General features: G+C 62.7%; 11 protein-coding genes. 7 read left to right on the top strand and 4 right to left on the bottom strand.

Going from position 1 to position 11,666, the window contains the following annotated elements; genetic code table 11:
* Positions 1-102: 102 nt before the first annotated feature.
* From CFE428DRAFT_RS04590 to CFE428DRAFT_RS04560, 7 genes are all read left to right on the top strand, one after another.
* Positions 103-855, top strand: coding sequence for a LytR/AlgR family response regulator transcription factor (locus CFE428DRAFT_RS04590; RefSeq protein ID WP_006978281.1), 753 nt, complete (start codon positions 103-105; stop codon positions 853-855).
* A 7-nt stretch (positions 856-862) separates the two neighbouring features.
* Positions 863-1,240, top strand: coding sequence for an Hpt domain-containing protein (locus CFE428DRAFT_RS04585; protein ID WP_006978280.1), 378 nt, complete (start codon positions 863-865; stop codon positions 1,238-1,240).
* A 125-nt stretch (positions 1,241-1,365) separates the two neighbouring features.
* Entirely contained in the window at positions 1,366-2,115 is a 750-nt protein-coding gene (locus CFE428DRAFT_RS04580; RefSeq protein WP_006978279.1) for an SDR family NAD(P)-dependent oxidoreductase, read from the top strand.
* A gap of 113 nt (positions 2,116-2,228) precedes the next feature.
* A complete protein-coding gene (locus CFE428DRAFT_RS04575; RefSeq protein ID WP_006978278.1) occupies positions 2,229-3,359 on the top strand; it encodes a pyridoxal-phosphate-dependent aminotransferase family protein in 1,131 nt (376 codons plus the stop codon).
* A 9-nt stretch (positions 3,360-3,368) separates the two neighbouring features.
* Positions 3,369-4,814 (top strand): FAD-linked oxidase C-terminal domain-containing protein, encoded by a 1,446-nt coding sequence (locus tag CFE428DRAFT_RS04570; RefSeq protein ID WP_006978277.1) that lies wholly within the window; start codon positions 3,369-3,371, stop codon positions 4,812-4,814.
* Positions 4,811-5,833 carry an FAD-binding protein gene (locus CFE428DRAFT_RS04565; RefSeq protein ID WP_006978276.1) on the top strand — a complete coding sequence of 341 codons (1,023 nt, stop codon included), beginning with the start codon at positions 4,811-4,813 and terminating at the stop codon, positions 5,831-5,833. The genes CFE428DRAFT_RS04570 and CFE428DRAFT_RS04565 overlap by 4 nt, the downstream gene beginning before the upstream one ends.
* Positions 5,833-7,104: a (Fe-S)-binding protein gene (locus CFE428DRAFT_RS04560; protein WP_006978275.1), complete on the top strand. Its 1,272-nt coding sequence runs from the start codon at positions 5,833-5,835 to the stop codon at positions 7,102-7,104. The genes CFE428DRAFT_RS04565 and CFE428DRAFT_RS04560 overlap by 1 nt, the downstream gene beginning before the upstream one ends.
* Before the next feature lie 132 nt (positions 7,105-7,236).
* On the opposite strand, the gene CFE428DRAFT_RS04555 is transcribed toward CFE428DRAFT_RS04560, so the two are convergent.
* From CFE428DRAFT_RS04555 to CFE428DRAFT_RS04540, 4 genes are all read right to left on the bottom strand, one after another.
* A complete protein-coding gene (locus CFE428DRAFT_RS04555; RefSeq protein ID WP_006978274.1) occupies positions 7,237-7,896 on the bottom strand; it encodes a LolA family protein in 660 nt (219 codons plus the stop codon).
* A 315-nt stretch (positions 7,897-8,211) separates the two neighbouring features.
* The gene (locus CFE428DRAFT_RS04550; RefSeq protein ID WP_006978273.1) at positions 8,212-9,159 is read right to left on the bottom strand and encodes a lysophospholipid acyltransferase family protein; all 948 of its coding nucleotides are present in this window, start codon (positions 9,157-9,159) and stop codon (positions 8,212-8,214) included.
* 6 nt (positions 9,160-9,165) lie between these two features.
* Complete coding sequence (locus tag CFE428DRAFT_RS04545; RefSeq protein WP_006978272.1) at positions 9,166-9,456, bottom strand: MMPL family transporter; 291 nt, start codon at positions 9,454-9,456, stop codon at positions 9,166-9,168.
* A 33-nt stretch (positions 9,457-9,489) separates the two neighbouring features.
* Positions 9,490-11,652 (bottom strand): MMPL family transporter, encoded by a 2,163-nt coding sequence (locus CFE428DRAFT_RS04540; protein WP_006978271.1) that lies wholly within the window; start codon positions 11,650-11,652, stop codon positions 9,490-9,492.
* Between the last annotated feature and the right edge of the window lie 14 nt (positions 11,653-11,666).

The raw sequence follows: 11,666 nt of genomic DNA, 5'->3' as shown, positions 1-11,666 counted from the left end.
CTCTGCGCCTCTTCACTTTTATCGTGCAGACATGAAATTCTTAGCAATTTACTTCGCACCTACTCGCCTTTCGTCTGGAGGTAATGCGAAGCTTTCCTGCGAATGAAACAAATCCGTGTCCTCCTCGTCGACGATGAACGCATCGGTCGTCATCGTCTTCGGCAGCTATTGGAACGAGAGCCGGATATGAAAGTCATCGGCGAATGTGCCGACGGACTCGAGGCTCTGGCATTTTTGCAGGCCCAGCCGGCGGATGTCCTTTTTCTTGATATCAATATGCCGGGGATGGATGGGTTTGAGTTACTGGATCGCCTCGAGCAGAAACCCGAACCGCTGGTCGTTTTCGTGACGGCTTACGATGACCATGCCGTGCGGGCCTTCGAGGCCTGCGCGCTCGATTATTTGCTGAAGCCGTTCTCGCCTGAACGACTGGCGAAAGCGCTCCTGCGCGTGCGCGAACGAATGAACGCTCGCGAACTGGAGTCGGAATCGCCGCATCGGGCAACGGAGAGCGCCGCGCTGTCGGAAAGCCCGCGTTTCGTCGTGCGCAGCGGCGGCCGGGTGGCCTTCGTCGATGCCGGGCAAATTGACTGGGTGGAGGCGGCGGGCAACTACGCGATCTTTCACGTTGGCGGGAAGAATCACATGATTCGCGAAACCATGAGCGCGCTCGAAGCCCAGCTTCCGCCGGAGCGATTCATGCGCATGAGTCGGTCGGCAATCGTCAATCTGACTCGCATCAAAGCGCTCGAAACATCGCCGGGTGGCGGCGATTGCGCTGTGTTATCGAATGGCCAGCGCGTGCCGGTGACCCGGAGCATTCGAGAGATCGCCGAGCGCGTGGGCGCGTCGTGACATTTCCATGGATGCTTCTCCCAACAAATCGACAGAACCGGAGCCGATCGATGGCGATGTCGTGGCCCGGCTTCGGGTCGAAGCGCGACACGGTGGAAAGGATTTCTTCCCGCAATACGTCGAGTATTTCCATGAGGACCTGGAGCGAGCGGAGAATGAACTGAAGACCGCGGCGAGCGAAAAGAGCGCGAGCCAGCTTTTGCAGAGCGCGCATCGGCTGCGTGGGGCAGCCGGTAATTTCGGTGCGCACCGGTTGATCGAGTTCTGCGTGCAGGTGGAAAAGCTGGCGCAAGAGAATCGTGTTCCGGAGGCGCTCGACGTTCTTCCACGTCTGCAAGCGGAGCTACTGCGGGTCGCGGAGGCTGCCCAAGCGCTTCGTTCGTGAGTTGGAGGGTGAGTGCCGGGCACGCGGCGGTATTCCGCTTGTCAGGATTCCTGCTTCCGGGTTGTTTCGACGACTGGCGCGCGGAGTGAGATCCGCTGCGGCCGTTTCTTACCCCATTCATCCCCATGCAACTTAAAAACAAAACAGCTCTCGTCACTGGCGGTAGTCGCGGCATCGGCGCCGCCACGGCCATTGCTCTCGCCCGTGAAGGGGCGAACGTCGCCATCTCTTCACGTCATGCCGATGAAGATGCCGAGTGCACCAAGCGCGAGATCGAAAAGCTCGGCGTGCGTTGCGAAGTGATCGTGGGAGATTGCGGCCAGGCTGCGGATTGCGAACGCATGGTCACCCAGGCGGCCAACGCGCTGGGTGGACTGGACGTGCTCGTCCACGCCGCTGGTGGAGCGGTGCCGGGCGGCCTGTCGGAAGTGACGCCGGAAGCCTGGAATGCCGCCTTCGACGTGCACGTGCACGCCGTCTATCATCTGTCTCGCGTCGCCGTGCCCCACATGCGCAAGGGCAGGGAAGGTGCGATCATTCTCATCTCTTCCACCGCCGGGAAACTCGGCGTGATGGGCAGCCTCGCCTACCAGACAGTGAAGGGCGCGCTGCCGCAGATGACGCGTGCGCTGGCCCGCGAACTGGCGAATGACAACATCCGCGTAAACTGCATCGCTCCCGGTGTCATCCGCACGAAATTCCACGAACACATGAGTGCCGAGCAGAAGAAGCTGAACCTCGAACATCGGATCCCGCTGCATCGCGAAGGCACTTCCGAGCAAGTGGGCGACGCGATCCTGATGCTGGTGAAGAACGACTACATCACCGGCGACACCATCACGATCGACGGCGGCCTGACCTCGCGCATCGCCTAGGCGAGGGCGGAGGAGGTCGTTCACGCCAAGGTTCTTCATCCCGGGCTTGTTTGCGCTGGGAAGTTCCGGCATTGGATTGGTTCGCCTCGCGAAACGCCGGGGCGATTCCCTCTATGACTTCCTCTCCCTCCACTGCTTTTCCTGCTGAACGTCTTCTCCTCGGGCCTGGCCCCAGTCCGGTGCCGCAACGCGTATTGCGGGCGCTCGGGGCGCCGACGCTCGGGCATCTCGATCCGCAATATCTCGCGATCATGGATGAGACTTGCGCGCGGTTGCGCGAGGTCTTTCGGACGAAGAATGCGCTGACCTTTCCGGTGAGCGGGACGGGGATGGCGGGCATGGAGTGCATCGCGACGAATCTCATCGAGCCGGGAGATGAAGCGATCGTCTGCATCAACGGCGTCTTCGGCGCGCGCATGAAGGATGTGATCGAGCGCTGCGGTGCGACGGTGCATGTGGTGGAGGCGCCGTGGGGCGAAGTGATCTCGCTCGAGCAGGTGAAGGCGGCGCTGGCCGAGCACCCGAAGGCGAAGGTCGTAACCATCGTGCATGCGGAGACGAGCACCGGTGTGCATCAGTCGCTGGAGGGTTTTGCCGATGCGGTGCATGCGCAGGGCGCGCTGCTCGTGGTCGATGCGGTGACGAGCCTCGGCGGACACGATGTGCGCGTGGATGACTGGGGGATCGATGCGATTTTCAGCGGCACGCAAAAGTGCCTGAGTTGCCCGCCGGGCCTGGCGCCGGTGAGCTTCGGCGAACGCGCGCTGGCGCGCATGGATGCGCGCAAGACGAAGGTGCAATCCTGGTATCTCGATGTCTCGATGCTGCGGAAATACTATCTGGGCGGCGGCGGTGGTGGTGGTGGTCGCGTGTATCATCACACCGCGCCGGTGAATATGACCTACGCGCTGCACGAAGCGCTGGGGATCGTGCTGGAGGAAGGCCTGGAGAACCGCATTGCCCGGCATGAGCAGATGCATAAACGGCTGCGGGCCGGACTCGAGGCGATGGGCATTTCCTACGTGCCGAAGCGTTCGCTGCACACGTTGAATTGCGTCTACATTCCCGACGGTAAGGACGACGCGGCGGCGCGCAAACGGTTGCTCGAGGAGTATGGTATTGAGATCGGCTCGGGCTTGGGCGTCATGGCCGGCAAGGCCTGGCGCATCGGCCTGATGGGCCACGGCGCCACGCTGCGCAACGTGGATCTCTTGCTGGCTGCGTTGAAAGAAATCCTGCGCTAGCTTTGCTGCATGACTGCGGCCGTGCTTCAGCGCCTTGCGGCGATGATGCCGCCGGGGCGATTCCTCGAGCGGCCGGAGCAGCTTGCCGCCTATGAGAGCGATGGGCTCACCGCTTTTCGCGTTCGTCCTTCCGCCGTCGTCATTCCCGAGACGGCGGAGGAAGTGATCGCGCTCGTGCGCTTTTGCCATGCCGAAAAGTTGCCGTTCGTCGCGCGAGGCAGCGGGACGAGTCTGTCGGGTGGTTCGCTGCCGGTGGAGGGTGGGATCGTGGTCGCGCTGAATCGGCTGAATCGCATTTTGAGGCTCGATCCCGCGCAGCGCCTCGCGGTGGTGGAACCCGGGGTGGTGAACCTGGATGTCACCGCCACGGCGATGGTCCACGGATTGCATTACGCGCCTGATCCGTCCAGCCAGTCGATCTGCACCGTCGGAGGTAATGTGGCGTTCAACTCCGGCGGCGCGCATTGCCTGAAGTACGGAATGACGGCCAATCATGTGCTGGGCATCAAGGCAGTACTGGCTACGGGCGAAGTCGTGGAGTGGGGTGGGCCGAGCCGCGAAACGGTGGGGCCGGATTGGTGCGGACTTTTCACCGGCAACGAAGGGCTCTTCGGTATCGCGCTGGAGATCACGCTGCAATTGCTACCGCGTGCGGAATGCTATCACACGGTGCTCGCGGGATATCGCACCCTGGAGCAGGCGGGCGATGCAGTGTCAGCGGTGATCGCCAGCGGGTTGTTGCCGGGCGCGATTGAAATCATGGACGCGCTCGCGCTGGAAGCGGCGGTGGCCGCCGTGCACGCGGAGTATCCGCCGGGATGCGAGGCGGTGCTCATTGTGGAACTCGAAGGTCCGCGCGAGGTAGTCGCGGCCGATCGTGAGCGGCTCGACCAAATCATCGCCGCCAGCCAACCAGTGGAGGCGCGGCCGGCGCGTGACGCGGAGGAGCGCATGGCGATTTGGAAGGGACGCAAGAGCGCCTTCAGCGCGGTGGGGCGCTTGTCACCGGATTTCATCGTGCAGGATGGGGTCGTCCCGCGACGCCGCTTGGGAGAAGCTTTGCGGCGCATTGGCGATCTGGCCCGCAAGTCGGGATTGCGCGTGGCGAATGTTTTTCACGCGGGCGACGGCAATCTGCATCCGCTGATTCTTTTCAACGGGCGCGTGCCCGGCGAGTTACAACAGGCCGAAGCGTTGGCGGGCGAAATCCTGAAGATGTGTGTGGAGATGGGCGGCTCGATTACTGGCGAGCACGGTGTGGGCATGGAAAAACGCGACTATCTGCCGGCGATGTTTTCCCCGGACGAGATCGACTGCATGCGCCGGCTGCGAGCCGCCTTCGATCCACTCGGCATCGCCAATCCGGGCAAGATGTTTCCCAGCGCCGAAGCGCCGTCGTTGCAACATCACGGACTGCATCCGCTGGAAAAGGCCGGCGTCATTTCGCGCGAATGAATACGGTCCTCACGCCCACTTCCGCTGAGGAACTCGTTGAAGCTGTTCGATCCACCCCGCGCGTGATTGCCGTCGGCGCGGGCACGAAGCCCCGGCTATCGCAGGTGGAGGCGGTGCGAATCTCCATGGCGGGTTTGCGAGGAATCAAGGAATACGATCCGAGCGAATTCACCTTCACCGCGGCGGCGGGCACTCCGCTTGGAGAAATCGCGGACGCATTGGCCGAGCGTGGGCAATATTTGCCCTTCGATCCGATGCTGGTCGATGCTGGCGCGACTCTGGGCGGGACGGTGGCTGCCGGGGTGAGCGGACCGGGACGCTTTCGCTACGGCGGCCTGCGCGATTTCGTTTTGGGTGTCCGCTTTGTCGATGGTACCGGACGTCTCCTGCGCATGGGTGGAAAGGTGGTGAAAAATGCCGCCGGATTCGATTTGCCGAAATTCTTCGTCGGCAGCCTGGGGCGTTTTGGCGTGCTCGCAGAAATGACGTTCAAGGTGTTTCCGCGTCCGCCAACCGCGCTCACGCTCAGACTGCGCGGCGGTTCACAGATCCTGAGCGAGACGGCGAATTCACGTTTCGAATTCGATGCGCTCGACATTGCTCCGGGAGAAACGGACATGTTGGCGCGTTTGTGTGGCCCCGAGGCAGCGTTGAAAACGCTCAGCCGGGAAATCTTCGCCCGCTGGCCAGGCGAGATCGTGTCGGAGGATCCGTGGACGGCGCTGCGTGAATTTCGTTGGGTGAATCCCGGTGCATCGCTGATTAAAGTCGCTGTGTCACCGGCAAAGATCGCGACACTGGAGGGCCTGCGTTGTCATCTGAGCGCCGGCGGAAATTTCGCCTTCGTTTCGGGGGAGGCCGGCGAGTTGGACGAACGATTGTGCAAGGCCGGTCTCTCCGGGGTCACGCTCCGCGGCGAGGCGCCCCTCTGGCTCGGTGTGCGTTCGCGGCCAGCTATCGCGCAAGCGGTCAAGCAAGCGCTCGATCCCGTGAATCGTTTTCCCCCCCTCGACGACTGATGCTGCACCAGATTCCAACCGAAAAGCTCGGCCCGCTCGGCGCCCCGATGACCCACGCGGTGGAGACGTGCGTGCATTGCGGCTTCTGCCTCGCCGCGTGCCCGACCTATCGCGAACTGGGACAGGAAATGGACACGCCGCGAGGGCGTATCGTGCTGATGAAGGAAGTGCTCGAAGGCACGCTGCCGCTCGAAGCCGCGCAGCCGCATGTGGATCGCTGCCTGGGATGCCTCGCTTGCGAACCCGCTTGCCCGAGTGGCGTGCCCTACCGCGATCTCATCTCGCCGTTTCGCGCGCAGATGCAGGCAGGAATGCGGCGCTCGTGGGGCGAAAAGCTGCGGCGATTTATCGTCGGTCAGACGATTCCGTTTCCGGAGCGGTTCCGTTTCGCGGCGTGGATGGGAAGGATAGGAAAGATGGGAGGAATAGTCGGAGTGCTGCCCGCGCCGTTCCGATCAATGCTGGATTTGGTTCCAGAGGAACTGCCGCCGGCGCAGCATTGGCCGGTGGTCACGCCGGCGCAGGGCGAACGGCGGGCGCGGGTGGCGTTGCTGGCCGGTTGCGCGCAGCAGGTGCTCGAGCCCGATATCAACACCGCGACGATCGAAGTGCTGGCGCGCAATGGAGTGGAAGTCGTCGTGCCCGCGGGGCAGGGATGCTGCGGTGGGCTGGCGTGGCACACGGGCGATCTGCGTTCGGCGCAGGCTTTTGCGCGGCGCAATCTGGCGGCGTTTCCATCCAATGTGGATGCGATCCTGACCAACGCGGCCGGGTGTGGTTCAGCGATGCACGAATATCATCTCATCCTGCGCGGCACCCCGGAGGAAGCGCGGGCTGAGGAGTTCCGTAAACGCGTGCTCGATGTGAGCGTGTTTCTGCAGCGCTTGGGATTACGCGAATTTCCCGCGAACCATGCTGACTCTTTGAAGATCGCCTATCACGACGCCTGTCATCTCGCCAATGCCCAAGGCGTCCGCCGCGAGCCGCGCCAGTTGTTGCGCGCCATCCCCGGCGTGGAGCTTTGCGAATTGCACGATGCGCAGATCTGCTGCGGCAGCGCGGGTACCTACAATATCGACCAACCAGAGATCGCGGCTTCGCTCGGTAAGAAGAAAGCCCAAGCTGTGATCGCGACCCGCGCCGATGTCGTCGTCTCGGGCAACATCGGTTGTCTCACCCAACTGCGGGTGCATCTCGCGAAGCTGGGTTCTCCGATCCGCATCCGGCACACGATGCAGGTCTTGCGCGATGCCTACGGCGCAAATCGGTGAGGACGAAGCAGGAGGGCGAAATCGTCGGAGGGATGCGCTCCTGCGCGTCCCCATTTTCGTGGTCCAGAGGTGGAAGACAGAGTGGGATCGCGCAGGAGCGCCTCCCTCCGAATATCGCCTCCGAGCCTCCGCTTACTTTCCGAGCGGCTGCGAGATGTGCGCGTCAGCAGGAGGGGTAAAATCGAAGGTGCCTGGGGAGAGCGGGGTCGGACGCTGGTTTTTGTAGATCGTTACGATGCGGTCGCCCTTCGGGAGAATGGTCTCACTGCGATCGATCTTGTATTCATCGTCGACCCAGACGGTGAGTTCCTTGACCATGCGCCGCAGACCACTTCCACGCGGGGTGAGGAAAAGACGGTAACCGTGGTCTTCGTGCGCGGCTTTCACGCTGTAGTATTGATCCACACGCTGGAAATTGAGACCGGCGGTAAGGGCGGCGATGGAATCGTCGAAGAAGGCCTTCTGCCCGAGAGTGTAGAGCTCGGCTTCCTTGAAATTCGGATAATAGATCCAGAGTTTCTGGCCGTTGCTCACCGTGATGCTCGGGCTTTTGCCGATCACTTCGCGGCGGAATTTATTCGGAACCTGGAAGGCGATGTTACCCTCGCTGCTGATCGGCTTGTTGAGCAGATGGGAGGTGCGTTCCTCGACGAAATCCGCGGAGAGCGATGGGTATTTGGCGCGATGCTCCTGCAGATTTTTCAGCAACGCCTGCGTTTCGGGAGCGGTGAGGTCAGCGGCCCGGAGGGAAAGCGTGAGCAGCAGAAAACAAAGGGCGAGGGCGGTGCGCATGAAGGTGGGCGGAGGCGGAAGAGCGTGCATTGGGCGGGAGAGAACGCGCGAGAGCAAGGTGGAAAAGGTGAAAATCAGTGCCGAAGATTCGTGTGCGGCCTGATTGACGTTTGTATGGACGAGGCCGAAATCCGGGATCAGGGCTCATTTAAACACCGAGGGCCCAGCGCGGCGGAGCCGCCACCAAAAGGGGAGCCACGAACATGCGAAAAGACAGGGAAGGGAAAGTGACCCGCGAATCACCCGAATGACGCGAATGATCTGCCCTCATTCGTGTTATTTGCGTGATTCGCGGGCCAAAAATTCTACGCGGCGTTAAGGAGGCGAGGGTGCTATGCGCGACTCATCTGGCACGGCCGGTGTGGTTTCGGAAGCTTGTTGTCCCTTCCAGATCGGGACATAGTTAAACCACTGGTCCGGGTAGCGGCGGATGATGCCTTCGAAGACAGTCGCAATGCGTTGGGTGTTGCTGAGGAGCGTCTGGTGCGGATCGCCCTCGGTCTCCATCGGGATCGGCGGCTCGGCCATGGTGCTGTAGCCGCCGTCTTCATCGAGGACGACAAAGGCGGGAAGGATGCTGGCGCCGGTGTGGTGGGCGAGCAGGGCGGGGGCGGTGGAGAATTCCGTCTTGTGGCCAAAGAGTTCCACGCAGGCGCCGCTGCCTTCGTACGGACGGTCGACCAGCATGGCGATGAGCTCATTGCGCCGCAGGGTCTGCATCATTTCCACGAAGGCGAAGGGATAGGTGGGACCGACGGTGATGGTCTTGATGCCGAGTTGGCGGCGGCAGGCTTCGCGCCAGCGGGTCAGTTCGGAGCTCGGCTCCTCGAGCGTGACGACGGTCAGCGGTAAGCCGAGCAGCGCCAGCATGAGTCCGCCGAGCTCCCAATGGCCGAGATGACCGGTGACCACGATCACGCCTTTGCCCGGGGCGCGCGCCGCGGTGAGATGTTGCTCACCGTTATCGTGACGCAACAGCGCGGCCGCTTCCTTCGCGGCATCCGAGCCGGCGCAGATGAAGTAATCCGCGAGCATGCGGCTGAAGTTGACGACGTTCTTTGCGCAGAGCGCGTCGAGCGTTTCGCCATTCTGACCGGTGACGAGATGAAGATTGGAATGCAGCGCCGATTGGGCCTCCGGGCTCCGCGCGTAAGCCGCGAGGCCGATGCGCCCGGCGAGGCGCCGGTTGACCGAGCGCGGAAGCAGGCGCGCCAGGATGAAGGCCAGCTTGAAACCGCCGATGGTGTAAAGCGAGTCGCGCATGCCGGGCTATTTGGCCCCCCGCCAGGCATAGGCCGGCAGGACGAAGCACAGCGTTGCAAAGAGACACCACGCGACGCCGATGGCACACACGGAGCCGAGGCTGCGCAGGGCGGGATTGGCGGCGAAGGCGAGGGAACCGAAACCGCAAGTGGTGCAGAGTCCGCTGAGCAGCACGGGCTTCACCACGGTGGCGAGATTGCTCTCCTGCTGCCCCTCCTGCCGCATGGCGATGACGATGTAGATGCCGTAGTCCACGCCCACGCCGAGCACGAGGGGGAAGGCGAGAACATTGAACATATTGAGAGGGATGGCAAAAAGCTTCAAGCGTCGTCACGAGCGCAGCGATGGAAAGCGCGAGGCTAAGCATGAGAATGAAAAGCGGGAAAGCGCGACGATAAAGGAAAAGCAGGAGAAGGACATTGAAGACCACCATGATGATGGAGAGCTCGGTGAGCTTGCCCTTCGAACAACGGCACGAGGTCCTGCAGGGTGTAGCTCCAGCCCGGAAATCAGCACCGGCACCTGGCGCGGACTCGATCTCTTTCCGAAGCTGCTCCTTTTCCGCGAAGGAGGAGAGCGTGTGATTTGGTGTGATGTAAGCGGGCGCCGAGATTTGGATCGCGCGAAAAGAAGCGATCGAGCACGAAACCACCAGGTGGAATCCCTCGGGCAGCGCCTGGCGCCCAATCGAGCGCGCTGCCGGTCACCGTGGGCGATGGCCTTGAGGGAGTCGAGCGTGGCGAAGGCCGGCTTGAAGGCATCGGCGCTCAGTCCCTCGGCGGTGATGGTGTTGGTCAGGGCCGTGCGCGAGGCGGCAAAGTCGATCGACTGAAGCCGCGCGGCATTTGCCGACAGACGCGCCGGGGAGATGGCGAGCGCGGCGGGCGAGGCGGCCGAGCGGATCTTTTTCTCCGCGACCAGATTCGTCCACGAGGCCTGCAGTTTTGCCCAGCCGTCATGGAACTGCTCCGCATTGGCGCTGCGGAGCAGGACGATGACGGGTTCGGCGGCGATGGGCATCTTCGATTGAATCGTTCGCAAGGCGATGCCCGCGCGGCTGTCCTTCGGCTCCAGCGACCTGGGATTCGCATCGAATTGCACCCGGCCGATCGGCAGGAAGGCGAAGACCGCGCACCCGCAGAGCAGCGCGGCGAAGCAGAGGAAAAAGGCCCGCGGCGAACGATGCACGAAGCGGACGAAATGGGCGCCACCGGTCCAGAGCCAGTCAGCCCCTTTTACGCGAAATTTCCCGCCGATGAAGCCGAAGAAAACCGTGGCCATGAAAAGCCCGGCGCAGAGGATGCCAAAAGCGATGAGGACGCCGAGTTGCTCGAAGCCGGTGGACTGGCTGCGCAGGAAGCAGAGGAAGGCGGCCGCAGTGGTGAGCGAACCGAAGAAGACGCCCTTGCCCTGGCTGCGAATGGCGGCGGCGATGGCTGCCTCATGGTCCCCACCGGTCTCGCGTTCGCGCTCGTAGACGGCGTAGAGCATCATGCCGAAGTCGACCCCGAGACCGATGAGGATCGAGCATAGGCCGATGGTGATCATGTTCAGCTCGCGGAAGACGAGCGCGCCGAGTGCCACGGCGATGACGCAGCAAAGCGCGAGCACAACCATGATGGAAAAGAGCGGGCGAATGCGGCGAAAACCGAGGAGGAACACCGCGGTGACCAGCACCACGGAACCAACCACCGTCGAGATGACATCACTGCCCATGGTGCGGGAGAGTTCACCGACGTAAGGTGTGCGGCCGGTGACGAGAATCTTCGGCGCGGGCCCGCTCCAATCGGCCAGCACGCGCTTTTTGAAATCCTCGACCTTGTCCATGATCTCCTGGCAGGTCTTCGCGCCGAGATCGGTCTGCTTCGTTTTCGCGAGCACGATGCGCAGCGTGCCATCGGGCGAGGCGAGCGGGCGCGTTTGCTCGATGGAAAAGGAACTGCCGAGCGGCTTGAGCGCAGGGGCGACGAGACCGAGCGGATCGAAATCCAACTGAAACTCCGCCTTGGGCGAGCCGGCCTCCAATTCCCCGTGCAACTTTTTCAAGCGCGCGGCGATTTCGTCCGGGGCCACGGCGTGCAGAGCCTGGTCGAAATCCGGCGTGTCGAGATTGAGCAGCAGCGGCAGGGCGAGCGCACGCGCGGCTTCGAGTCCGCCGGGCGATTCCAGCGGCGAGCGATCCATCACGCGGGCGATCCATGGTTCCTCACGAAGCTTCTCGGAAAAATGCTCGGAGAACGCGTCGAGATCCACCTGGCCGGTCTCGTCGAGCAGGCCGATGGTGAGCTCACGCGCCTGGCTGAATTCGCGGTCAAAGACTTTGAACGCTTTCACCGCCTCGAATTGCTGCGGCAGCAGATCGAGCACGTCCGAGGCGAAATGGACGCGGAAACGAATGGTGAGCAGCGCGGCAATGAGCATCGCGACCACGGCAAGGCCGAGGGCGAGGCGATGGTGCGTGACGATGCGGGCGAACGTGCGATCCAAACTCATGCGCAAACCGAGTG

It is taken from the genome of Chthoniobacter flavus Ellin428 (assembly GCF_000173075.1).
Taxonomy (GTDB): Bacteria; Verrucomicrobiota; Verrucomicrobiia; order Chthoniobacterales; family Chthoniobacteraceae; genus Chthoniobacter; species Chthoniobacter flavus.
This window is presented reverse-complemented; position numbering and strand designations above follow the sequence as displayed.

Coding starts and splice junctions, on each gene's coding strand:
- CFE428DRAFT_RS04560 (WP_006978275.1), top strand. CDS start 5,833: ATGCTGCACCAGATTCCAACCGAAAAGCTCGGCCCGCTCGGCGCCCCG.
- CFE428DRAFT_RS04575 (WP_006978278.1), top strand. CDS start 2,229: ATGACTTCCTCTCCCTCCACTGCTTTTCCTGCTGAACGTCTTCTCCTC.
- CFE428DRAFT_RS04550 (WP_006978273.1), bottom strand. CDS start 9,159: ATGCGCGACTCGCTTTACACCATCGGCGGTTTCAAGCTGGCCTTCATC.
- CFE428DRAFT_RS04545 (WP_006978272.1), bottom strand. CDS start 9,456: ATGTTCAATGTTCTCGCCTTCCCCCTCGTGCTCGGCGTGGGCGTGGAC.
- CFE428DRAFT_RS04555 (WP_006978274.1), bottom strand. CDS start 7,896: ATGCGCACCGCCCTCGCCCTTTGTTTTCTGCTGCTCACGCTTTCCCTC.
- CFE428DRAFT_RS04580 (WP_006978279.1), top strand. CDS start 1,366: ATGCAACTTAAAAACAAAACAGCTCTCGTCACTGGCGGTAGTCGCGGC.
- CFE428DRAFT_RS04585 (WP_006978280.1), top strand. CDS start 863: ATGGATGCTTCTCCCAACAAATCGACAGAACCGGAGCCGATCGATGGC.
- CFE428DRAFT_RS04565 (WP_006978276.1), top strand. CDS start 4,811: ATGAATACGGTCCTCACGCCCACTTCCGCTGAGGAACTCGTTGAAGCT.
- CFE428DRAFT_RS04540 (WP_006978271.1), bottom strand. CDS start 11,652: ATGAGTTTGGATCGCACGTTCGCCCGCATCGTCACGCACCATCGCCTC.
- CFE428DRAFT_RS04570 (WP_006978277.1), top strand. CDS start 3,369: ATGACTGCGGCCGTGCTTCAGCGCCTTGCGGCGATGATGCCGCCGGGG.
- CFE428DRAFT_RS04590 (WP_006978281.1), top strand. CDS start 103: ATGAAACAAATCCGTGTCCTCCTCGTCGACGATGAACGCATCGGTCGT.